Annotated in this window: 24 protein-coding genes and 1 pseudogene; 15 read left to right on the forward strand and 10 right to left on the reverse strand. The window is 71.8% G+C overall.

What is annotated here, in order from left to right; genetic code table 11:
- Positions 1–561 precede the first annotated feature (561 nt).
- The 7 genes from MFF58_RS25285 to MFF58_RS25315 all read left to right on the forward strand — a co-directional run bounded on the left by MFF58_RS25285 (position 562) and on the right by MFF58_RS25315 (position 4,289).
- Positions 562–1,095, forward strand: coding sequence for a GAF domain-containing protein (locus MFF58_RS25285; protein WP_238291880.1), 534 nt, complete (start codon positions 562–564; stop codon positions 1,093–1,095).
- A 103-nt stretch (positions 1,096–1,198) separates the two neighbouring features.
- A complete protein-coding gene (locus MFF58_RS25290) occupies positions 1,199–1,348 on the forward strand; it encodes a hypothetical protein (protein ID WP_238291882.1) in 150 nt (49 codons plus the stop codon).
- 145 nt (positions 1,349–1,493) lie between these two features.
- The gene (locus MFF58_RS25295; RefSeq protein WP_238291883.1) at positions 1,494–2,102 is read left to right on the forward strand and encodes a PAS domain-containing protein; all 609 of its coding nucleotides are present in this window, start codon (positions 1,494–1,496) and stop codon (positions 2,100–2,102) included.
- A 114-nt stretch (positions 2,103–2,216) separates the two neighbouring features.
- Complete coding sequence (locus MFF58_RS25300) at positions 2,217–2,441, forward strand: hypothetical protein (protein WP_238291885.1); 225 nt, start codon at positions 2,217–2,219, stop codon at positions 2,439–2,441.
- Positions 2,442–2,748: 307 nt separating this feature from the next.
- Entirely contained in the window at positions 2,749–3,216 is a 468-nt protein-coding gene (locus tag MFF58_RS25305) for a Ros/MucR family transcriptional regulator (RefSeq protein WP_238291887.1), read from the forward strand.
- 500 nt (positions 3,217–3,716) lie between these two features.
- Positions 3,717–3,965, forward strand: coding sequence for a DUF6894 family protein (locus MFF58_RS25310; RefSeq protein WP_238291890.1), 249 nt, complete (start codon positions 3,717–3,719; stop codon positions 3,963–3,965).
- 45 nt (positions 3,966–4,010) lie between these two features.
- Positions 4,011–4,289 carry an adenylosuccinate synthase gene (locus MFF58_RS25315; protein WP_238291891.1) on the forward strand — a complete coding sequence of 93 codons (279 nt, stop codon included), beginning with the start codon at positions 4,011–4,013 and terminating at the stop codon, positions 4,287–4,289.
- Positions 4,290–4,309: 20 nt separating this feature from the next.
- Here the strand turns inward: MFF58_RS25315 and MFF58_RS32370 are convergent, their stop codons facing one another.
- Positions 4,310–4,438 (reverse strand): hypothetical protein, encoded by a 129-nt coding sequence (locus MFF58_RS32370; RefSeq protein ID WP_279602771.1) that lies wholly within the window; start codon positions 4,436–4,438, stop codon positions 4,310–4,312.
- A 264-nt stretch (positions 4,439–4,702) separates the two neighbouring features.
- On the opposite strand from MFF58_RS32370, the gene MFF58_RS25320 reads away from it, so the two are divergent.
- The 4 genes from MFF58_RS25320 to MFF58_RS25335 all read left to right on the forward strand — a co-directional run bounded on the left by MFF58_RS25320 (position 4,703) and on the right by MFF58_RS25335 (position 8,146).
- Entirely contained in the window at positions 4,703–5,206 is a 504-nt protein-coding gene (locus MFF58_RS25320) for a DUF3016 domain-containing protein (RefSeq protein WP_238291893.1), read from the forward strand.
- 413 nt (positions 5,207–5,619) lie between these two features.
- Positions 5,620–6,114 (forward strand): ferritin-like domain-containing protein, encoded by a 495-nt coding sequence (locus MFF58_RS25325; protein WP_238291896.1) that lies wholly within the window; start codon positions 5,620–5,622, stop codon positions 6,112–6,114.
- A 182-nt stretch (positions 6,115–6,296) separates the two neighbouring features.
- Positions 6,297–7,784, forward strand: coding sequence for a sensor histidine kinase (locus MFF58_RS25330; protein WP_238291898.1), 1,488 nt, complete (start codon positions 6,297–6,299; stop codon positions 7,782–7,784).
- Positions 7,781–8,146, forward strand: coding sequence for a response regulator (locus MFF58_RS25335; protein WP_238291900.1), 366 nt, complete (start codon positions 7,781–7,783; stop codon positions 8,144–8,146). Before MFF58_RS25330 ends, MFF58_RS25335 begins: the two co-directional genes overlap by 4 nt.
- Here the strand turns inward: MFF58_RS25335 and MFF58_RS25340 are convergent.
- The 9 genes and pseudogenes from MFF58_RS25340 to MFF58_RS25380 all read right to left on the reverse strand — a co-directional run bounded on the left by MFF58_RS25340 (position 8,116) and on the right by MFF58_RS25380 (position 16,431).
- Positions 8,116–9,522, reverse strand: a complete 1,407-nt coding sequence (locus tag MFF58_RS25340) for an FAD/NAD(P)-binding protein (RefSeq protein WP_238291954.1) — start codon at positions 9,520–9,522, stop codon at positions 8,116–8,118. The genes MFF58_RS25335 and MFF58_RS25340 overlap by 31 nt on opposite strands.
- 479 nt (positions 9,523–10,001) lie before the next feature.
- Positions 10,002–11,384 (reverse strand): LLM class flavin-dependent oxidoreductase, encoded by a 1,383-nt coding sequence (locus MFF58_RS25345; RefSeq protein ID WP_238291902.1) that lies wholly within the window; start codon positions 11,382–11,384, stop codon positions 10,002–10,004.
- Positions 11,384–11,503 (reverse strand): annotated as a pseudogene (locus MFF58_RS25350) (acyl-CoA dehydrogenase family protein); the annotation flags it as partial. The gene MFF58_RS25345 and the pseudogene MFF58_RS25350, both read right to left, overlap by 1 nt.
- A gap of 87 nt (positions 11,504–11,590) precedes the next feature.
- Complete coding sequence (locus MFF58_RS25355; protein WP_238291904.1) at positions 11,591–12,244, reverse strand: methionine ABC transporter permease; 654 nt, start codon at positions 12,242–12,244, stop codon at positions 11,591–11,593.
- A gap of 208 nt (positions 12,245–12,452) precedes the next feature.
- A complete protein-coding gene (locus MFF58_RS25360) occupies positions 12,453–13,607 on the reverse strand; it encodes a methionine ABC transporter ATP-binding protein (protein ID WP_238291956.1) in 1,155 nt (384 codons plus the stop codon).
- On the reverse strand, positions 13,607–14,422 hold the full coding sequence (locus tag MFF58_RS25365) for a MetQ/NlpA family ABC transporter substrate-binding protein (protein WP_238291906.1): 816 nt from the start codon (positions 14,420–14,422) through the stop codon (positions 13,607–13,609). The genes MFF58_RS25360 and MFF58_RS25365 overlap by 1 nt, the downstream gene beginning before the upstream one ends.
- Positions 14,419–15,204 carry a MetQ/NlpA family ABC transporter substrate-binding protein gene (locus MFF58_RS25370; protein ID WP_238291908.1) on the reverse strand — a complete coding sequence of 262 codons (786 nt, stop codon included), beginning with the start codon at positions 15,202–15,204 and terminating at the stop codon, positions 14,419–14,421. Before MFF58_RS25370 ends, MFF58_RS25365 begins: the two co-directional genes overlap by 4 nt.
- A 352-nt stretch (positions 15,205–15,556) precedes the next feature.
- Positions 15,557–16,024 (reverse strand): YeeE/YedE family protein, encoded by a 468-nt coding sequence (locus tag MFF58_RS25375; protein ID WP_238291910.1) that lies wholly within the window; start codon positions 16,022–16,024, stop codon positions 15,557–15,559.
- Positions 16,021–16,431, reverse strand: a complete 411-nt coding sequence (locus MFF58_RS25380) for a YeeE/YedE family protein (RefSeq protein ID WP_238291912.1) — start codon at positions 16,429–16,431, stop codon at positions 16,021–16,023. Before MFF58_RS25380 ends, MFF58_RS25375 begins: the two co-directional genes overlap by 4 nt.
- A gap of 783 nt (positions 16,432–17,214) precedes the next feature.
- Here MFF58_RS25380 and MFF58_RS25390 point away from each other — a divergent pair.
- The 4 genes from MFF58_RS25390 (at position 17,215) to MFF58_RS25405 (ending at position 22,159) form a co-directional block, all read left to right on the forward strand.
- Positions 17,215–18,441 (forward strand): metallophosphoesterase family protein, encoded by a 1,227-nt coding sequence (locus MFF58_RS25390; RefSeq protein ID WP_238291914.1) that lies wholly within the window; start codon positions 17,215–17,217, stop codon positions 18,439–18,441.
- A 76-nt stretch (positions 18,442–18,517) separates the two neighbouring features.
- Positions 18,518–19,795: an arsenic transporter gene (locus MFF58_RS25395; protein ID WP_353959805.1), complete on the forward strand. Its 1,278-nt coding sequence runs from the start codon at positions 18,518–18,520 to the stop codon at positions 19,793–19,795.
- Positions 19,796–19,825: 30 nt separating this feature from the next.
- Complete coding sequence (locus MFF58_RS25400) at positions 19,826–20,749, forward strand: DMT family transporter (protein ID WP_238291918.1); 924 nt, start codon at positions 19,826–19,828, stop codon at positions 20,747–20,749.
- A gap of 12 nt (positions 20,750–20,761) precedes the next feature.
- Positions 20,762–22,159, forward strand: coding sequence for a TAXI family TRAP transporter solute-binding subunit (locus MFF58_RS25405; protein WP_238291920.1), 1,398 nt, complete (start codon positions 20,762–20,764; stop codon positions 22,157–22,159).

Raw genomic sequence — 22,159 nt, forward strand, 5'->3', positions numbered from 1 at the left:
GGCGTAGCCGGCGTTGATACCGAAGTAGGCGCCGGTCCAGGTGAACACCGGGACGGGGGTGAACACCGGCGGCGGGGCGGCCCGGCGCGGCAGGTCGGCGGCCGAGGCGGCGCCGGCCATCAGGGCCGTGGCGGCGCTGGCGAGAAGAAGCTTCTTGATCATCTGGTCCTCTGTCTCCCGTTTCGCGGGATGTGTGCCCGGCGACAGGAACTGCAGGACGCCGCCACGCGATAGTGCAAGGATGCAACAGCGCTCGAGACCCTCCGGGGCCGGCGCGCGGAAAGGTGCGCTAGAGCACATGGTTGCGCCGGTCGGATTGAAGGTGAGGAATTATTTACATTTCTCTACGCCCGGCGGACGGTGTGGCTGCACAATACCGGCGGGTCCTCACGGCAAGTCTCACGCAGAATGTTCTGCTGCTCGGTTCGGTAGAAGACTTGCCGGTTAGAACCCTATCGCAGGTTGTTGCCGCCGTGGGGCTCGATCCGGCGATGCGACACTATGGTGCGGCCCGTCGGGCGCCGCGTGGACGGAGATGACGCTTTCCGATACACATTCATCATGGCTGAGACGCTCTCCCGGCCCGATCCGGGCTTAGCGCGGGCCACCGACGACCTGACGGCTGCCCGGTCACTGGACGAGGTCGTGTCCGTCCTCCGGCGAAGCGCGCGGTCGATCGCCGGATCCGACGGGATCGCCGTGGTCCTGCGCGCGGGCGACGCGTCGTTCTACGTCGCCGAGGATGCCATCGAGCCCCTCTGGTGCGGCCGCCGGTATCCGTTGACGACCTGCATCTCCGGTTGGGCGATGCTCAACGCCGAGACCGCCATCGTGCCGGATATCGAGTGCGATCCCCGGGTTCCGGCCGCGCTCTACCGCATGACCTCGATGCGCAGCCTCGTGATGGTGCCGATCGGGTCTCCTCGGCCCGTGGCTGCGCTCGGCGCCTATTGGTGCGCGTCGGTCATCCCGGACGACGCGACCGTCGGGCGGCTCGAAGCGTTGGCCCGGGGCGCCGCCGCCACGCTGGCCCGGCTGCGGATCACGGCCGACGCTTCTGCGCCCCAGGAGCCGGTTTCCTCACCGGAGCCGTAGGGGGTCCACGGCGGCCGGACCCGCAGGACCCGGATGGGATCAATCGGCCGTTCCGGCCGTTCCATGACGCTCACGTCCCCATTCGGAAGTCCCGACCGGTCCCATGAAGCGCTTCACCCTGATCGGCATCTTCGCGGCCCTGCTGATCGCCATCCTCCTGATCGCCTCGACGTGGTCGAAGGTGACGCCGATCAATCCGGCGGTCTCGCCCGACACGTCCGCGACGCCCAATCCCACGAGCCAGCGCAAATGACCCGCCGGGGATGCCGCACCGGCGCCGCCTCGGCACTGGACCGGCCGCGGCCCATCATCCCAACTCGATTTTCCTTCCCGAACCGGGGTGAAATGGCACAGTGTAGCGCCAGATTATCCTGAATCAGCGATGCGGGATTGGGACGATGGGACAGCGTTCGAAGACGCCGGTCAACGCGATCGACGGCTTCAGCGAACCGCTCGACAGGCTGCGCGCCGCCCTGGACGCCTCCTGCGTCGTGGGAACCTGGGACTGGGATATCGTCCGCAGCACCATGGTGTACGACGCCGGAGCGGCGCGGCTCCTGACCGGCGATCCGTCGCTCGCCGAGACCGAGATCAGCGGCCACGAGACCCTGGCGGCCGTGCATCCGGACGATCATGGCTGGCTGATCGAGCACGTCCAGGACGCCGTGCGAGCGGGCGGTCTCGTGCTGGCCGAGTACCGTGTGGTCGCCGGGGACGGGACGATCCACTGGCTCCTCAGCCGCGGACGGACGTTCCAGGACGCGGTCGGGCGCCCGGTGCGGGCCCGCGGCATCATCATCGACATCACCGAGATGCGCGAAGGCGGCGACCGCTACGTCTTCAGCGGCGAGGCGGCCTCCGCCTCCACGCTGGAGCAGGCCGCCGATCTGGCCATCGCCCTCAAGCGGCTCCTCGGCGACGACGTCGCGGCCGACCTCCGCCTCGCCACCGACCTGGTGCTGATGAGCCTCGGGCGCGCCATCGCGCGCGATCGCGGATCGCACTGACCGGCACGCCCGGTCGACCGCACCGGCCCCGGATTCGCGCGACACCGGGAACATGCACCGGCCAGCGGCCTTGGCCCTTCACACGTCAGTGCAGGGTTCGGACGGGAGCGGCGCATGGGTCAGGATGTCGACGCGGCACGTGAAGCCTTCGGCACGGTGCCCCCGGGGCGACCGGTCGGCGAGACGAGGAAGCCCGAGCCCGAAGCCGGCGGCAGCGGCCCGCACGCGCCGGGCTCGGTGGAGCCGGCCGCCGAGGCGGCACCGGAGAGCGGCGGCTACGACACCCGTCCGCCGCTCCGCCAGCCGGACAACCGCAAGGGCGGCTACGGGGCGGGCTGAGGCGGCGGGGATCGATCCCCGCCGGGGGACATCATTCCGGGTAGCGCTGCACAGGCGTCGGTTTTTCCCAGTATAACTTTCTCTACTCTGGAAAAGGCCGCAGGCTGGCTCGTCGCGACCCTGACGGGCGCCGGCGTGAACACCGCGGAGGCCGACGGCGCCGGCGTGCCTGGCGCGGTTCGGATCACGGACCTGTGCGGCGCCGGTAAGCCCGACTATAATCATTATCATCGGTTCAATTTACTTCATATCAACCTTTGCCGGGCCTCCCTTATAGCCAGACCCATCATGATCTAAAGGATTTCTCATGAACGAGCCATGCGATGAGACGACCAACACCTTGACCGCTCTCACCGCCGAGCTTGTTGCCGCCTACGTGTCGAACAATCCGGTGCCGGCCGCCGAGGTGCCGGCGCTGATCGCCCGGGTGCACGGGGCGATCGCCGGCCTCGTCTCCGGCACGCTGACGGCCGAGACCGGCGGCGCGGCGGCCCAGGTCGAGGTCGACAAGCCGGGCGCGGCCCAGATCCGCAAGTCGGTCCGCCCCGACGGCATCGTCAGCTTCATCGACGGCAAGACCTACAAGACGCTCAAGCGCCACCTCACCAGCCACGGCCTCGACCCGAAGAGCTACCGCGACCGCTACGGCCTGCCGTCCGACTACCCGATGGTCGCCCCGAGCTACGCCGAGCAGCGCTCCGCCCTCGCCAAGGCCATCGGCCTCGGACAGCCCGGCGCCATGGCCGAGCGCGAGCGCAAGGGCAAGGCCGCCTGAGGGGGCCAAGGCCGCCTGAGAGGGCGAGGCCCCCCGACGGCCTCCCGCCGATCGCCGCGGGATCCCCCGGGGGCCGGCGCGTCGCAGCGGGTCCGACCCTGCGGCGCCGCCGGCCTGCCGGTTCCGCCTGTTCCCGATGCGGCGCCCGCGTGCCGCGCCCCCCCGCGGCCGCCGGCATGGCTGCGGGCGGCCGCCGCGGGCGGATGTTACCGCCGGGCGGTGCCTCGCTCCGTGCCCTCAGGCTCGGCGAGCGCGTCCGCGACGGTTGACGCCCGGGTGCTCCAGCCGTCGCCCGGCGCGGGACGGCGAGACGCGGGCGATCCTTTCGGCCTCCCTGAGACGAATCTCCACAGGCGCGTCCCCGCGATCCGCGTGCATCGCCCGCCGAGTCCGTATAGAACATTTCATGAACAAAATGTATTGATCACGATGGCTCGATCACCGGAACGACCCGTTCTCGGATCGCGGTGGAGGGCTGTGGATTGATCGGAGAAACGTCGATGCCGATGCGGCTCTACCGCTTCCACTGCACGGACGGCCACGAACTGGTGACCGACCTGAGGGGCAGCCGGCTGCCGAACGCGGCTCAGATGCGGGTCCATGCCGAGCGCGTGGCGCTCGCCCTGATGGAGCGGGTCGTCGAACGGTTCGATTGGTCCGGCTGGCAGGTCGAGGTCTACGATGCGCGGGGTCGGCGGATCTGGATCCGGGCCTTTCCCGACGTGAATGTCGACGTGCGGGCCGCCTGAGCGAGGCGGCCGGCGACCGGGCTGTGGGACGAGAGGAGTGACGGGATGGCGTTCAAGCCGAAATCAGCCGCGGAGACGAAGGCCCGGGATCTGGGCCTCGCCCTGGCGCGGATCGCCGAGGAGGAAGGCGTGCCAGCGAGCATCGGCGTCGACCGGCTGCGGCAGGCGAGCCCGCGGTTGACGCCGCTCGCGGTGGGCCAGATGGTCCGCAAGGAAGGCGAGACGGTCGCCGCGACACTGGCCGAGCGCGGCCTGATGCTCGTCGACTATTCCGATCACGGGCCGGGCCGCGGGATGGCCTTCACCATCGACGCGGCGCAGTGACCCGCGCAGTCAGGCGTCAGTCAGGCCGCGGCCGGGCGGCTGCGCAGCAGGCGGCCGATGAGGCGGAACGGCAGGAGCGGCAGCTTGATCAGGGCGGTCACCACGAGGACCGCGATGACCGTGAGCAGCGCCAGCACAGAGTTCATCATGTGGTTGTTCTCCCAAGACTGGGCGGCCCGTGAGGGCTGAGAGCGCCACGAGGCGCCCGGAACACGGCGAGACTATGAACATGGCCGGTCCTTCGCGTCGCAGGCCGCCGCGGGACCCACGCGGGACCCGCGCGGTGAAACGGGGGCGGCCTCCGGCGGTTCTCACCCCGAGGCGCATCGTGGCTGTCGCGGCGCGTCTCACGGCGCGGCGGCGTCGGGCGGGTCCGGACGGCCGCCGGGGGCGCGGGCAGGAGGACGTTCCACATGGGAAGGCGCAGGATCGGCGGCCGGGGCGGCCTCGCCCTCGCGGCGGCACTGCTGGCCACCGGGCCGGCGCGCGCGGACGTGCAGGTGCGCTACACCGCGCCGGAGCGCTTCACCGATGCCGAGAACCGCTTCGGCTCCGGGCAGCCGCTCCGGGTCACCCTCGCCGAACTGACCCGGATCTTCCAGGATCTCGGCAATGCCAAGCTCCGGCCGGGGGAGCGGCTCGACGTCACCGTCCTCGACATCGACCTGGCGGGCTTCGACCGACCGGGTCTCTCGACGCCCACGGGCGTTCGCGTGGTGACGGACGCCACGCCGCCGCGGATCCGCTTCGCCTACGCGCTGCGCCGCGACGGCCGCATCGTCGCGCAGGGCGAGGAGACCGTCACGGACATCAACTTCCTGCTGACGTCCAACCCGCGCTTCTCCACGGGCGGCCTCTACTACGAGCGCCAGCTCCTGCGGGACTGGTTCGCCCGGCGCTTCCCGGAGAACGGCTAGGGCCGCTCCCGACCGCACTGCGACGGGGCGGGGATCGGCGCTTCCGATCCCGGCGGGCGCGACACGCCCCCTTCGCGCACCGGACCGGAGAGCTAGGGCGCCGGGCTCGGCGCGGGCGGTAGCATCGGTCCTGTGGCAACGCGCGGGCACGGCGACCGAGGCGGGACCCGCCCCGAAGCGCCCGCCGGGGATCCGCCGGGCGCCCGGCCCTCACCAACGCGGCGGGGGTCGATGCGCGCCTGGAGCTGCTGTCGTCGGGGGCGGCGGAGCGCCCGCGCCGGCCCTCGCGGGAGAAGCCCGGCGGCGGCGGCATCGCGCACCGCCGGACCGAGTCCGGCGGCCCTCGGGGCCTGCGGAACACCGCCTGCCAGCCTGGGTTCACCCGGCATCGGCACCATCATCAGGAGACGGCGATGTCGGCACCCGGCAGCCTGAAAGAGGTCTACCTCGACGAGATGCAGGATCTGTGGTCGGCAAACGACCAGATGGTCCGGGCCGTGCAGCAGCTCAGCGGGCAGGTCAGCGACGCGAAGGTGAAGCAGATGCTGGAGCACTCGGTGGGTGGGATCCAGAAGCACACCGACGTTCTGAAGGGCCTGATCCAGGCCAGTGGCGGCGAGACCAAGCCCGAGCCTTGCAAGGGCATGGAGGGCCTCGTGGCCGAGGCGCTGAAGCACGGCCTCAAGGAAGCGCCGAGCGACGGGAGACTGCGCGACGTGGCGATCCTCGCGCAGTACCAGCGGATGTCGCATTACGGTCTCGCCGGCTTCGGCTCGGCGGCGGCCTACGCCAAGGCGCTCGGCCGCACGGAGGACGCGTCCAAGCTCAAGCAGGCGGTGGACGAGATCTACAAGGGGGACGCGGTCGCGAGCCAGCTGGCCGAGGCCGTGGAGCGCGCCGCGGTCTGATCCGGGCGTCGGGGCGCGCCGTCTACCCAGGCAGATCACCCTGTAGTAGCGTTGCGACCGGATCGGCGGGTCCGCCGGTCCGGTGGACGCCTGCCCGCCTTCCTCATGCCTGTCACGGGACCGCCGCCATCTCCGCCCCCGCCGCGCTCGTGCCCGCTGACGTCTCGAGGGCCGCCGTCCGGATGAGCACGGCCTGGACCCTTCCGAACGGCTGCGGCGAACTCTCCGACCTCGTCCGGACCTACGATTGGGGTGGGACACCCCTGGGCCCGATCGCGGACTGGCCCCAGAGCTTGAACTTCGCGGTGAGCACGCTGCTGCTGTCGCCGGTCCCCATCGTCCTGCTCTGGGGCGAGGACGGCATCATGATCTACAACGATGCCTATTCGGGCTTCGCGGGTGGCCGGCACCCGCAACTCCTGGGCTCGAAGGTGCGCGAGGGCTGGCCGGAGGTCGCCGAGTTCAACGACCACGTGATGCGGGTCGGCCTGGCCGGCGGCACGCTGTCCTACCGCGACCAGGAACTCACCCTGAACCGCTACGGCGGGCCCGAGCAGGTCTGGATGAACCTCGACTACTCGCCGGTCTTCGACGAGAGCGGGCGGCCCGCCGGCGTCATCGCCATCGTGGTCGAGAGCACCGAGCGGGTTCTGGCCGAGCGGCGCCTGCGCGAGAGCGAGGCGCTGTTCCGCACCCTGGCCCAGGGTATCCCGCAGCTCGTCTGGCGGGCCGGAATCGACGGCGCCTGCATCTGGTCCAGCCCGCAATGGCTGGCCTATACCGGTCAGAGCGACGGCGCGAGCCTCGGCTGGGGCTGGCTGGAGGTGGTCCACCCCGACGACATCGCGGCCGCCCAGATCGCCTGGCACGACGCCTCGGTCAGCGGTCATCTCTCGTACGAGCACCGGCTCTGCAACGCCGCCGAGGGCCGCTACCGCTGGTTCCAGACCCGCGCGACGCCGGTGCGCGACGGACGGGGTCGGATCGTCGAGTGGCTCGGCACCTCCACCGATATCGACGATCTGCACCAGTTCCAGGAGCGGCAGCAGGTCATGGTCTCCGAGTTGCAGCACCGCACCCGCAACCTGCTCGGCGTGGTCCGCGCCATCGCCAAGCAGACGATGGCGGTGACCGGGCCGGGCGAGCGCTTCAAGGAGCAGTTCAACGACCGCCTCTCGGCGCTCTCCCGGGTCCAGGGCCTGCTGTCGCGGTCGGACCAGGAGCCGATCACCCTCCGGGCGCTGATCGAGACGGAGCTCGCCGCCCTCGACGCCCCGGCCCTTCGGGATCGCATCCGGCTCGACGGACCGGTGGTCCGCCTGCGCAAGGCGACGGTGCAGACCTTCGCGCTGGCCCTGCACGAGCTGGCCACCAACGCGCTCAAGTACGGCGCCCTCACCACCCCCCAGGGGCGCCTGAGCGTGACCTGGCGGACCTGCGCGTCCGAGGAGGGCCGCCGGCTGCTCGTGGAGTGGGTGGAGGAGGGCCTCGTCCGCGAGCGGCAGATCCAGCAGCCCGTGACGCGAGGCGGCTACGGGCGCGAGCTCATCGAGCGGGCGCTGCCCTACGCCCTGAAGGCGCGGACGCGCTACGAGCTGAGCGACACCGCTCTCCACTGCGCCATCAACATCCCCCTGCCCGAGGGCGAAGCCACAGGGAGCACCGCATGACCGCCCCCGCACCGGCCCTCACCGGCAAGCGTGTCCTGCTGGTCGAGGATGACTACTTCATCGCCGTCGATCTCAAGACCTGGTTCGAGGAAGGCGGCGCCCAGGTTCTCGGGCCCGTGCCCAGCGTGGACGAGGCCCTGGCGCTGATCGCCGGCACGGCCGTGATCGACGCGGCGGTGCTCGACATCAACCTGCAGGACGAGCTCGTCTATCCGGTGGCCGACGCGCTGCAGGCGCGGGGCGTGCCGTTCCTGTTCGCCACCGGCTACGATCCCGCCTCCGTGCCGTCCCCTCATGGGGCCGTGGCCCTCTGCCAGAAGCCGATCGATCCTCAGGTGGTGGCGCGGACCCTGTTCGGCTGACGGCCCGCCGGCGCGAGCAGCGCGTCGACCACCGCCTCGATGTGCTGGGCGATGTCGGCGGCACCGGTCATCTCGCCGAAGCTGCCGCGCGTCATCGGGCCGAAGGCCCAGAGGCCGGGCTGAGGTTCTCCCGCCGCGCCCAGCACCCGGCTGCCGCGATCGACCGCGAGGCCGAGGCCGACCGCATCGCGCCGTGCGGTGCCCCCCGCCAGCAGGGCGGCCACGAGCGGATTGCGGGCGACGTCGCGCTCGGGCCCGGTGCAGAGCACCACCGCGTCGAACGGGCGGCGCTCCTGCGCCTCGCCCCGGCGCAGCTCCGCCAGGAGACGCCCGTCCTCGCAGAGCGTCAGTCCGGTCACCGCGGACCGCGCCACAGTCAGGCGCCCCTCCCCCCGAGCCTGCGCGAGGCTGGCCGCGCTCTGCGGCGCGATGCGGAACCGATGCACGTCCCAGAACGGCAGCAGGCGGTGGACGACGCGACGCTTCTCGGCGGCCGGCAGGTCCCGCCAGAGCTCGGGCAGAACCTTCCGGAAGGAATCGAGCACGGGCTGCCAGCCCAGCGCCGGATGGGCCGCCACCTGCCGCCGGATGAGACGGAGCAGATCGAGGGCGGTCCTGGGCCGGTGCGCGCCCAGAACGTCGAGATCTGTCAGGAAGATCCCGTGCGCGTTGGGCAGCAGCCCGCGCCGCGACAGGGCGGTGATCGGCCCGCGATGGCCGCGAGCCTGGAGGCTCGTCACCACGTCGGCCATGGTCAGGCCGGTTCCGACGATCAGCACGGCGGCATCCCGCGCCACGCCCGCCAGGGCGTCCGCCGCCCAGGGATCCGCGACGAAGCGCGGGCATTCCGCGACGCCGGGGCCGAGGGGACACGGCAGGGCCGGCACGGCGTGACCGAAGCAGAGCGCGACGCGATCGGCCACGATTCGCGCGCCGGTCCCGGTCTCCACGATCCAGCCGGGATCCCGCGGCGTCACCGCGGTGGCAGCCGTCCGGCGATGCTGCAGACGCACCCGGCCCCCGGCCGCCGCGCAGGTCCGGGCCAGTAGGTCGGCCACATAGGCGCCGTAGGCGGCACGCGGAACGTAGACGCCCGCCGCGTCGTCGGGATCCGGCAGAAGGCCGGAGGCCCGGAGCCACGCGGTCGGCGCAGCGGGTTCCCCGGCGACGACGGCCATGCGGTCACCCGGAACGTTGATACGGTGGCTTGGATCCGTCGTACCGTAGGCGATGCCGCGGCCGAGCTCGGCCCGGGGCTCCAGCACGACGATGTCGAGCGGCCCCCGCGACGACAGCACCGCGTGGATGGCCAGCACGGCACCGGTGAAGCCGCCGCCGACGATTGCGAGCCGCAGGGCCTCCCGCGGGGGCTGCATCACGAACCATCTCCGGGATATTGCAGCACGCGCCGCTGCATCCCCGACCCAGAGCGCGCGTCGCGCCCCTTCGGCAAGACCATGGGGAGCGTGGCAGGGCCGCGCCCGATCGCGTCAGCGCGGTCAGCTCGAGAGCGCCCCCATCCGACGGTCCGGCTGCTCGGAGACGGCACGGGACAATGTTTCACGGGAAACATTAACCATGCCCGGCGATCCCTCCGCCACCGGCCGCCGCGATCACGCTCGAGTCGTGGCGGGGAGCGAACCGAAGGGCCCGGAGCGCTCGTGGAATCGCGCAGGGCCCGCGCCGTCACCGGATCGGACAGGCCGCTTCGACACCGCCGTCGTCGCGGACGGAGCGCGGTCACGCGGGAGCGCGACACCGGACGGTGCCGCAACGGCCTGGATCGCGTCGCCGCGCGCGCGGTGACGGCGGGACCTGCACACGGCACGGGCCGGACGGCGTGCGGTGCGCGTAGTCACGTCGGGTGCGTCGCGCCGGTGGCATGGCGATAGGCCTCGGCCGGGTGGCGGGCCGGCAGCCGGTCGCCCTCGCCGAACAGCTTTGCCCGCAGCGTGCCGTCGGCATAGGCGGTCTTGTAGAGGCCGCGATCCTGCAGTTCCGGAATCACGATGTCGATGAAGTCCGAGACGCTCTCCGGCACGACGATCCGGCTGAGGTTGAACCCGTCGACCTCGCCCTCTTCGATCCAGGCCTGCATGGTGTCGGCGATGGAGACCGCGTCCCCGGTGAGGACCGCGTAACGCCCGCCGAGCCCAAGCTCGGCGAGGAGGTCGCGCTTGGTCAGGCCGCGCTCGGCCGCCGCCGCGGTGGCGGACTGGATGGCGTTGCCGGGCGCGTAGGGAATCGGCTCGTCGAGGCCGTAGCGGGCGAAATCGATGCCCGTGGACGCCGAGAAATGCGCGAGTCCCGCCTCCGGGCTCGCATGATGCAGGTACTCGTCCCGCTTCGCCTCGGCTTCCGCGTGCGTCCGGCCGGGGATCACCGCGAGACCGACGAACACCTTCACGTCGTCGCGCTTCCGGCCCGCGGCGACCGCCTCGGCCCGGATCGCGCGGACGGCGTCGCGGGCCGCGGCCGGGTCGCGGGCCGAGATGAACACGCACTCGGCGTGGCGGCCCGCGAAGGCGCGGCCGCGGCCCGAGGCCCCCGCCTGGTAGAGGACCGGCGTGCGCTGGCGCGACGGCTCGGACAGGTGGTAGCCCTCGACCGAGAAGAACTCACCCCGGTGCGACACGGGCCGGATATGGGCCGGATCGCTGAACACCCGCGCCGTCCGGTCGCGGCGCACGGCCGCGTCGTCCCAGCTTCCCTCCCAGAGCCGGTAGAGCACCTCGAGATACTCGTCCGCGTAGTCGTAGCGCCGGTCATGAGACGGCAAGGCGCCTGCGCTCTGGCCGCGATGGGCGCTGTCGAGATAGCCGGTGACGATGTTCCAACCGATCCGACCGCCGGTGAGATGGTCGAGGGTCGAGAGGCGGCGGGCGAAGGTGTAGGGCGCCTCCTGGTGGACGTTGATGGTCACCCCGAAGCCGAGGTGCTCGGTCACCGCCGCCATGGCGGAGATCATCACGGTCGGGTCGTTGACGGGGAACTGCACGGCCTCCCGGGCGGTGACGTCGATGCCGCCGTCGTAGATGTCGTAGACGCCGATGATGTCGGCGATGAACAATCCGTCGAACAGGCCGCGCTCCAGAAGCCTCGCCTGGTCGGTCCAGTAGCCCAGCGTGTTGTAGTCGGCCGAGCGGTCGCGCGGGTGGGTCCAGAGCCCGTGGTTGATGTGGCCGACGCAGGCCATGTTGAAGGCGTTCAGCAGGATCTGCTTCTGTCCGTGGGGCATCAGAGCGCTCCGTGCCGGGGTGGATGCCGGCCGTCGAGGTGGTCGGTGCCGATCCAGCGATACTTCCAGCGCACCGGATCGTGCGGGGTGTGGGTGCGGACGTTGCGCCAGGCGCGGTCCGGGCCTTCGGTCCGCGCCGGTTCTCGCGTGCGGCCCCTCGGGTGCGCCCTCACGATCAGGCCGCTGCGGACGCGGGAACGGGACCGTCAGCGTGCCCGGAGGCGCCGCACCGCGGTGTCGCCCGCGAACTGGACCAGGCAGACGAGGCCGATCAGGATCGCGATCACCACCATCATCACGGTGGTGTCGAAGCGCTGGTAGCCGTACCGGATGGCGACGTCGCCGAGACCGCCCGCGCCCACCGCCCCGGCCATCGCGGAGGCGCCGATCATCGACACCACGGTGATGGTGAAGCCGGCCACGATGCCCGGCAGCGCTTCGGGCAGGAGCACGTGGGCCAGGATGTGCCGGCGTCGGCAGCCGATGGATTGGGCGGCCTCGATCAGCCCGGCATCCACCTCCCGCAGCGAGACCTCGGCGATCCGGGCGAAGAACGGGGTGGCGCTCACCGAGAGGGGCACGATCGCGGCCCAGACGCCGATCGTGGTCCCGGCCACCAGCCGGGTGAACGGGATCAGCGCCACCAGCAGCACGATGAAGGGCACGGCTCGGAAGCCGTTGACCAGGGTCCCGACCAGCCGGTTGGCCCGCGGTGCGGGGAAGATGCCGTCGGGGCCGGAGGTGACGAGGAACAGGGCCAGCGGGATGCCGGCCAGCACCGCGATCCCGGCCGAGACGCCGACCATGAACAGGGTGTCCAGGGAGGCCTGCCAGAGGCGGTCGATCATCTGCGGGGTCACGGTGGAGCTCCGGTTCGGGTGGGCTGACGGGGGCGCCGCTGTCGCGGCGGAAGCTCGTGCCGGGCGCCGGCCGCTCCATCGGCGCCGCCGGCGCCCGGGACAGGGCGTCGTGGTTCATCCTGCAGAGCCGCCCCGTCCCGGACCGGTGGCGCGGTGCGGGCCCTGTTTGGGGATCCCGCAGGGAAGGCGACGGCGGCTCACGGCGGGTTCATCCCGCGTCGGGATCCATGCGGGCATAGCCGATCTGCTCCACCGCCCCACCGAGGGACCGCAGCCGCGCCTCCAGGTCCGGATCCGCCTCCGCGACGGCCACCAGCATCCGGCCGACCGCGTGACCCTGGATCCGCTCGATCCCGGCCTGAAGGAGGCGCAGCGGCGCTCCCGCGGCCGCCGCGAGGCTCGAGAGGTCGGGTCCCCCCTGCCCGGCATAGGTGATCCGCAGGATCGCGGACCCGCCCGGCGCCGCGTGTGGCTGAAGCCGAGCCGCCAGGTCCGCCGGCAGGTCGCGGGTCAGCGGCGCGAGGAGAGCCCGGGTGGTCGGATGCTCGGGCGCCCCGAAGACGCGCCAGACCGGCCCGGTCTCGGCCACCCGGCCCCCCTCCAGCACCACCACGTCGTTGCAGATCTCGCGGATCACGCTCATCTCGTGGGTGATCAGGATGATGGTGATCCCCAGCCGCCGGTTGATGTCTCGCAGCAGGTCGAGGATCGCCAGCGTTGTTTCCGGGTCGAGGGCGGAGGTCGCCTCGTCGCAGAGCAGGATCTCGGGATTGCTCACGAGCGCCCGGGCGATGCCGACGCGCTGCTTCTGTCCCCCGGACAGCCGCGACGGGTAGGCATCGGCCTTACCCTCCAGCCCGACGCGGCGCAGCGCCTTCTCGACCCTCGGGCCGATCTCGGCCCGGGGGACACCGGCCACCGTCAGCGGCAGCGCCACGTTCTGCCGGACGGTCTTGGCGGCGAGCAGGTTGAAGTGCTGGAAGATCATGCCGATGCGGCGGCGCAGGGCGACCAGCCCGTCCGTGCCGAGGGCCTCGATCGGCGCGCCGTCGACCAGCACCCGGCCGGAGGTCGGCTCCTCCAGCCGGTTGACGGTGTGCAACAGGCTCGACTTGCCCGCCCCCGAGCGGCCGATGATGCCGAAGATCGCCCCGGCCGGGATGTCGAGGTCGACGCCGTCGAGCGCCTGAACCGGGCCTGAGCCGGTCGGGTAGGACTTGGAGACCGCCTCGAACCGCACCGCCCCGGATGTCCGGCGAGGCGCGGCCGTCACGGTTGCGGGCGCCAGGGCGGCGTCGGGGCTCAAGGGTCCGGCGGGACGGACGCCCGGACCGCGCAGGCTGTCGAAGGCGAGGCCAACCATCAGTTCTGCCACGCCAGCAGATACAGCTTGTCACTGTCGGCGAAGGACTTGCGGATCTGCCGCTTCACGGCGTCCGACTTCTGGAAGAGCGTGACGAACCGGGCGACGGCCGGGTCGTTCTGGCGCGACGCCTTGGTGACGAAGCTCACGGCGAACAGCTTGTCCTCGATGCCGGAATAGATCAGGCCGCTGGTCGGATCGAAGCTGCCGGACGCCACGATGAAGTGCGGGTAGCCCTGCGCGAGGTCGACGTCGCCGGTGATCCGCACGAGTTGCGGGCCTTCGACCTCGGTGAATTTCAGCTTCTTCGGGTTCTCGGTGATGTCGTCGAGGGTGCCGAGGAAGCCGACCCCGTCCTTCAGCTTGATCAGCCCGGCCTTCTGGAGGAGCAGCAGGGCGCGGCCCTGGTTCACCGGATCGTTGGCGACCGCCACCGAGCCACCCACCGGGATCGCGTCGAAGCTCTTATGCTTCAGGGAGTACAGGCCGATGTTCTGCAGGATCCCGAGCCCGACGACAGCGAAATCATAACCCTTCTGCTTCGCGGCGTTCTCCATGAAGGGTCGATGCTGGAAGAAGTTCACGTCGATGTCGCCGGCATCCAGCGCGACGTTCGGCGTGGTCCAGTCGCTGAACTCGACGACTTGGACGTCGAGGCCCTCGGCCTTGGCCTCCCGGGCCGCCACGTTGGCGGCGTCGCTGTAGGCTCCGGGAACGGTACCGATCTTCAGGCTCTCCGCCCGGGCGGCCAGCGTCTGGAAGAGGAGTATGCCGAGGATGAGCGCCGCGGCGGCGAGGTGATGCAGGACCTTCATCGTGTGGAACTCTGGCGCGCGACGGCTCGATCGAGCCAGGGCAGGGTGTAGAAGGCCGGGTTGTGCGCGTAGGCAGCGTCGATCCGCGCCCGCACGGACGGCGAGGCCTGATAGAGGGCGACGAACCGCGCGATCTCGGGTTCGTCGGTCCGGTCCACGCGGGCCACGAACCGGATGGCGTAGGCGAGTTCGTCCGCGCCCGAGTAGATCAGCGCGCGGCCGGCGGCATCGCCGCTGCCGGCACTGACGAAGTGCGCCGGGTCGCCTTGGGCGAGATCGACATCCGCGACTGCCCGAACCAGTTGCGTCCCCTCGACCTCGACGAAGCGCAGGCGCGTCGGATTCGCCGCGACGTCGTCCAGGGTTGCCTTCGCGCCGACGCCGTCCCTCAGCGTGATCAGGCCGGCCGCCTGCAGCAGCAGGCCCCGACCCTGGTTCACCGGATCGCTGGCGACCGCGACCTTGGTCCCCTCGGGCACGGCGCCGAGGGTTGCGTGCCGCTCCGCGTAGTGCCCGATTCTGGGAAGCAGGCCGAGGCCGACGCTCCGCAGCGGGAAGCCGGTCTCCCGCGTGGGGATGTCGAGGAAGGCTTGGTGCTGGAAGTAGTTCACGTCGAGGTCGCCGTTGGCGAGGGCGACGTTGGGCATCGTCCAGTCGGCGAACTCGACCACCTGAACATCGAGTCCCTGTCGCTGGGCCTCGGCAGCCGCGACCCGGATGGAATCGGCGAGCGCCCCGGGCGTCACGCCCACCCGCACGCCCGCGAGGGCCGGTACCGGCATCGTCGCCACCCAGAGAGCGACCGCCACAGCGGAGACACAGCGCCGGAATCGCCCTCGGCGTAAGGTCGTGTCTCTCGGTGGGTGGATGGCGGGCCGGGAGGACAAGAGGGACATGGCGCTTCGACCTTTCGGGATCCTGACGGCGGTCTCCCGGCACGCCAGGGCGCACGAGCCGGCCCTCCCGCAGGATGGACGGCACAGGCGCTTCCGGCTGAGCTTGTCGATCACTGTTTAGATCAAGCAGACCAAGCCGAACATTCTAAATATCTAGATCGAACGATACGAACGACCTCCGTTCGAGCCACATTGGAAATCGAAATGCTGCGCGCGACCAGAATCACGCCGGGGCGCTTCAACCCCGTGGGACCGGCGGCGGCAGCCCGGTGGGCCCGCGCTCCACAGCGCGGCGCCCGAAGTCGTGGAGCGCCATCCCGGCGAGCATCGCGGCGACGAAGACGAGGACCGGGGTCGCGCCCGTGGAGAGCGCCGCCACTGCCGGTCCGGGGCAGAAGCCGGAGAGTCCCCAGCCGATCCCGAACAGGGCCGCCCCGGCGACGAGGGGCGCATCGACCCGGCGCCGGATCGGCAGGTCGAACCGGGTCTCCAGCACCGGCCCGGACCGGCGCCGGCACAGGCGATAGCCGAGGCCCGAGATCGTGACGGCGCCGCCGAGGACGAAGATGAGGCTCGAATCCCAAGCGCCCGCCACGTCGAGGAAGCCGCGCACGCGCGCCGGATCGAGCATCCCCGACAGGGCAAGGCCGAGGCCGAAGACCAGTCCCGCAACCAGCGCCGCGAGGAGCCGCAGGGCCGTGCTCACGCCAGACCCCGGACGGCCGCGACCGTCAGCATGCCGGTGGCCAGAAAGACCAGCACCGCCACGATCGAGCGCGGCGACAGGCGGGCGAGGCCGCACACGCCGTGGCCGGAGGTGCAGCCGGAGCCCAGCCGCGTGCCGAAGCCGACCAGCAGGCCGGCCAGCGCCAGGATCGGCAGACCGGCCTCGATCCGCATCGGCGGCCAGTGTCCGGCGAGCAGCGCGAAGACCGGCGGCCCGAGGATGAGGCCTAACAGGAAGGCGGCATCGACCCGGCGGCGCTCGCCCGGACGGCCGATGCCGGCGACGAGCCCGCTGATCCCGGCGATTCGGCCGTTCAGAAGCAGGAACAGCGTGGCCGAGAGGCCGATCAGCACGCCGCCCGCCAGCGCGGGAAGAAAGATGCCCATGGAAATCCCCGGTCGCGACGCGCGCGGCCGCGGCGGCGGCCGGATGGGACGTGGTAGCGCTCCGGAAGGCGCGCAACAAGCCTTGCCGGGCCGGACCCCTCCTGACATTGTCTCTATTTATCAGTGTCTTAAGGAAGATCGTCCTCGTCCGTGAGCGCGCCGCGAACGAACCCTTCCCCTGCACCCTGGCGCCCGGGAACGAGCCTTCCTGCGACGCGGGGGCGCTCCGTCGCAGCCCCTGAAGCGCGGAAGCGATCTGCCCCGGACGATGCAGGGCCACGAGGTCGTGTTCGCGCGGCTCGACCTCGCCGACATCCGGGGGATCTGGCGCCATGCCGGCGGCCGGGTGGTGGGCCTGCGTCGACAGGGCTGCGCGGCCGCCTCCGTGGATGTGAAGTTCGCGGGGTACGACATCCTGGAGTGCGGCCGGCCGGACCTGGTCCGCCGGAGGCACCGAACCGCCTCCGGAAGGTTCCGCCTCCCGGCGGAAGGTCCGGCGGACGACACGCCAAGTTGCGGCACTCTGTCGGCCGAGACGACAGGGAGTGTCTTCTTTTCTGACACTTTCCCTGTGCTGCCCCCCGGGGCGGCCGCGATCACGAAAAGTTAGGGTCCCATTGCCGCCCGCGTCGGGCCGGTGCCGGAACTCGGCTGTGTCCGAAACGTCGGGCCGGTCGCGAGCACCGTGGCCGATCTCCGGCCGGGGTGGACGCGCCTGTCCGGGGGCACGATGGCTCAGGGGAACCGAGAAGTGAGCGGGCGGTCTGCACGCTCGGGGGCGCCATGAGGGCTCGTCACGGCATCTTCGCCTTCGCGCATATCGGCGACCTCCACTTGGAGCGCGCGGAGGACCGCCACGCCGACGATCTGCGCGCCATCCTGGCGGAGGTGGCGGGGCTGCACCGGAGCGGCCTCCTCGACTTCGCCTTCCTGCCCGGCGACCTCGCCGAGGACGGGGAGGCGGCGCAGTACGCGATCCTGCGCGCCGCGCTCGACCGCCAACCGGACCTGCCGGTCCGCCTGATCGCCGGGGATCACGACCGCCAGCACGGCACGATGACGGATTTCGACGCCCTGTTCGCCGCGGTCGCGGGCAGTCCGCGCGGCGGCGGGCACGCGGCGCGGCGCCACGCCCTGCCGCGCCCGCGCGACGCGGCCTCCGTGACGCAATCCTACTATGCCGAGACGATCGGGGGCGTGCACTGCCTGTTCCTCGACATGATCAGCGCCGGCTACGGCGAGAAGGGCTTCGGCCTCGACTTCCGGCTCGGCCCGCGCCAGCTCGCCTGGCTCGAGGACGCGCTCGCGCAGGCCGCCCGGCAGGGCCTGCCCTGCGCGGTCTTCACCCACACCTACCCGGACGATCTCTGCGTGCCCCACGAGAGGGCGGCGCTGGCCGGCCTGATCCGTCACCACGGCGTGCGTCTCGTGGAGATGGGCCACACCCACTACAACGAACTCGCCCCGGACGGGCGCACCCTCTACGCGGCGGCCCGCTCCGTCGGCCAGAACGAGGACGGCTCGGTCGGCTACGCGGTGGCGGCGATCGACGGCGCCGTCACGAGCTGGCGCTTCAAGCCCCTCGACCGGGCGCTGCCCTTCGTGATGATCACGAGCCCGGCCGACCGGCGTCTCGCCACCGCCCCCCGCGACGCCGCCCTCGACGGCCAGATCGACGTCCGAGCCCTCGTGCTCACGGACCAGCCGCAGGGCGCGTGGTGCTGCCGCGTCCGCATCGACGGCGGGGCGTCCTGTCCGATGGTGCCCGACGGACCCCGGACGGTCCATGCCTGGATCCCGTGGCCGGAGGGCGCGCGCCGGCTCGCCGTCACGGTCACGGACGGCACCGGGAACGCCGATACCGAGGTGATCGAGCCGGTGGGCCGGACCTTCGTCCCGCCCCCGGCGCACGAGCGCCCGGGCAGCGACACCTGCCGACTGCCCGCTTGGCCCGAGAAGGGTCTGCGCGGCGACCAGCTCGGGCCGAACCGCAACGGCCGGCACTGGTAGACGCGCCGAGACCACCCCACGACCACCCCCGAACCATCTCACGAACGACCCCGCCGACCAGACCGACAGAGGACGATTGGACCCGATGGGCGCGCTGACGCTGACCCCCAACCTCGCCACCTGGGCGATCGCCGCGCTCGCGACCCTCGGCGTCATCGTGCGGCCTTTCTCGTGGCCCGAAGCGATCTGGGCCGTGCTCGGCGCGGGCGCCCTGGTTGCCCTCGGGCTGCTCGCTCCCGCCACAGCCTGGGAGGGCGTGCTGAAGGGGACCGACGTCTACCTGTTCCTCGTCGGCATGATGCTGATGTCGGAGGTCGCCCGGAAGGAGGGCCTGTTCGACTGGCTCGCCTCGATCGCGGTGCGCGCCGCCCGGGGCTCGGCCACCCGGCTGTTCACCCTGGTCTATCTGGTCGGCACCGTCGTCACGGTGTTCCTGTCGAACGATGCCTGCGCGGTGGTGCTGACGCCCGCCGTCTACGCGGCCACCAAGGCCGCCAAGGTGGAGAATCCCCTCCCCTACCTGTTCATCTGCGCCTTCATCGCCAACGCGGCGAGCTTCGTCCTGCCGATCTCCAACCCGGCCAACCTCGTGGTCTTCGCCGAGCACATGCCGCCGCTGGTGCGCTGGCTCGGCCTGTTCGCCCTGCCCTCCGTGCTGGCCATCGCCACGACCTACGCGGTGCTGCGCCTGACCCAGGCCGGGACCCTGCGCGGCCAGACGGTCGCCACCGACGTCGAGGCGGTGCCGCTCTCGCGCACCGGCCTCGTGGCCGGCTTCGGCATCGTGGCCACCGGCGGCGTGCTGATCGGAGCCTCCGCGCTCGGCCGCGATCTCGGCCTGCCGACCTTCGTGGCCGGGCTCGCCACCACCGGGGTCGTGCTCCTGCTGAAGCGTGGCGGCCTCGTCGCGGTGGCCAAGGACGTGTCGTGGAGCGTCCTGCCGCTGGTGGCCGGCCTCTTCGTGCTGGTGGAGGCCCTGGAGAAGACCGGCGTCCTCGCCCTGCTGGCGGACCTCCTCCGGGGCTACGCGCACGCCGCTCCGGAGGCCGCCGCCTGGGGCGCGGGCGGCCTGATCGCGGTTCTGTGCAACCTCGTCAACAACCTGCCGGCCGGCCTGATCGCGGGCGCCGCCGTGCACGCCGCCGACGTGCCCGAGAAGGTCGCGGGCGCGATCCTGATCGGCGTCGATCTGGGCCCGAACCTGTCGGTGACCGGCTCGCTGGCCACGATCCTCTGGCTCAACGCCATCCGTCGCGAGGGCCAGGATGTCGGCGCCTGGACCTTCCTCAAGCTCGGCCTGCTGGTCATGCCGCCGGCCCTCGTGCTGGCGCTCGCCGGCCTGCTCCTCGCCTGATCCCCCTCCCGAGAACCTGAAGGTCCGCGCGTGCCCCCTGCCCTCCTCTATCCCTTCATCCTGGTGGCGGGCGCGCTGCAGGCGATCGGCAACGCGATGAACGCGCAGCTGCGCGGCCGCCTGGTCAACCCATGGCTCGCCGCCACCGTGTCGTTCCTGCCGATCGTCTTCGTGTTCACGACGCTGTTCCTCACCATGCCGACGCCGCTGCCGAGCCTCGACGGCTTGAGCCGGATGCCCTGGTACGCGCCGCTCGGCGGGGTGGCGGGCGCGGTGGCGGTGTTCGGCGGCCTCGCCTTCATCGACAAGGTCGGCGCCGGACCGTTCAACGGCCTGACGCTCACCGCCAACATCCTCACCTCCCTGGCGATGGACGCCCTCGGCCTGTTCGGCCTGCAGGCGGCGGGCTTCAAGCCGATGCCCTGGCTCGGCGGCCTGCTGATGGCGGTCGGCGTGACCTTCATCGCGCGCTCCGGGGGCAAGAGCGACGGCGGCGAGGGCCACGCCATGTCCGGCAAGCTGCTCTACCCATTCATCCTCGTGGCCGGCGCCCTGATGGCGATCGGCGTGGTCTGGAACGCGCAGCTGCGGGGCGCCCTGGAGAATCCCTGGCTCGCCGCGACGGTGTCGTTCGTGCCCGTCGTATTCGTGTTCGCGCTGGTGTTCCTGCTGCGGCCGACGCCGCTGCCGACCCGGGAGGATCTCTCGGGCGTCCGCTGGTGGATGCCGTTCGCCGGCATCACCGGCGCGGTGGCGGTGTTCGCCGGGCTGCTCTTCGTCGACAAGGTCGGGGCCGGCGCCTTCAACGGCCTGCTGATCACCGCCAACCTCCTGACCTCGGTGGCGCTCGACCATTTCGGCTGGTTCGGCATGAAGCGGGTCAAGGCCGGCCCGCCGCGCCTGATCGGCGCCGCCGTGATGGTCGCCGGCATCGTGCTGATCTCGCTGTTCTGAGGGCGCGCGGCCATGTGGGCCCTCCCCGCCTGGCTGCTGCGCCGGGAGATCCTGCTCCTGGCGGGCGCCGCCCTCCTGGGGGCCGGCGGGGTTGCGGCGTGGATCCTGCTCCAGGCGACGGTGCTCACCGTCGCGGTCGCTCCGCGGGACGGCACCGAGCCCGGCCTGATCAAGGCCTATGCCGACGCCCTCGACGCCGCCCACGGGAACGTCCGGCTGAACATCCTGTCCTTCGACGACGTGCGCGAGAGCGCCGCCGCCCTTCAGGACGGCCGGGCCGACCTCGCGGTGGTCCGCCCCGACGTGCTGCTGCCGACGAACGGCCTGACCCTGGCGATCCTGCGCGATCAGGCGATGGTCATCGCCTCGCCCGCGCAGGCCGGCCCCACGAGTTTCCCGAAACTCGCCGGCAAGCGGCTCGGCATCGCGGCGCACCGGGATGCCGATCTCTGGCTGCTCCGGAATCTCCTCGGCTATTACGGCCTCACCCTGGAGGAGGCCGCCGGCCCGGCCCGGGCTTCGACGGTCCTGCTGGTCCCGGTCGACCAGGAGGCGGTGGCGGCCGCGTTCCGCGAGAAGCGGATCGATGCCTTCGTCAGCATCATCGCGCCCTCCGCGCCGAAGGCGCTGGCCCTGGTCTCGGCCGTTCAGGGCGTCGCCCGCGGCGGCAAGGTGGCGTTCGTCGCCGTGGAGGATGACGGCGCGGTGATCGAGCGCTTCCCGCGGCTGCAGGCGGTGACGATCCCGGGCGGCCTGTTCGGCGGCCGCCCGAAGCTGCCGGCCGACGACGTGAAGACCGTGGGCGCCTCGTACCGGCTGATGGCGCGGGCCTCCCTGAGCCGCGTGGTGGCGGCCGACGTGACCCGGCAGCTCTTCGAGACGCGCAGCGCCGCTGCGCAGGTGACCGACGCCGCCGAGTACGTCCAGGCGCCGGCCTACGACACCACCGTGGCGGCCACCAGCGCCCGCATCCCGATCCATCCGGGTGCCATCGACTATTACGAGCGCGACCAGCACGGCTTCATCGAGCGCTACGGCGACACGCTCTATCTCCTGGGCGCGCTGGCGGGCGGCCTCGTCTCCGTGCTGGCCTGGATCCGGCAGCGCCTCGCCGGCCTGCGCCGGGAGCGCATCGACGAGATCCTGGATCGGTTGCTGGAGATCGCCGGGCAGGCCCGGGCGCTGAGGGACCCCGCGGCGATCGCGGGGCTGACCGGCGAGGTGGACGCGCTGGCCATGGACGTGGTCCGCTACGCCCGGGCGCGGGAGCCGAGCGTGCCGACCCTCTCGGCCGCCTCGGTGGCCATCGAGACGGCCCGGGCGACCATCGCGGATTGCCGGGCGCGGGCGGACGCGGCCGGCTCCCGGCTCGGGCGGGCCGTCCGGCTGGACGGCCTGGGCGGGGTCTGA

The sequence above is a fragment of the Methylobacterium longum genome (assembly GCF_022179385.1).
In the GTDB taxonomy this organism is placed as follows: Bacteria; Pseudomonadota; Alphaproteobacteria; order Rhizobiales; family Beijerinckiaceae; genus Methylobacterium; species Methylobacterium longum.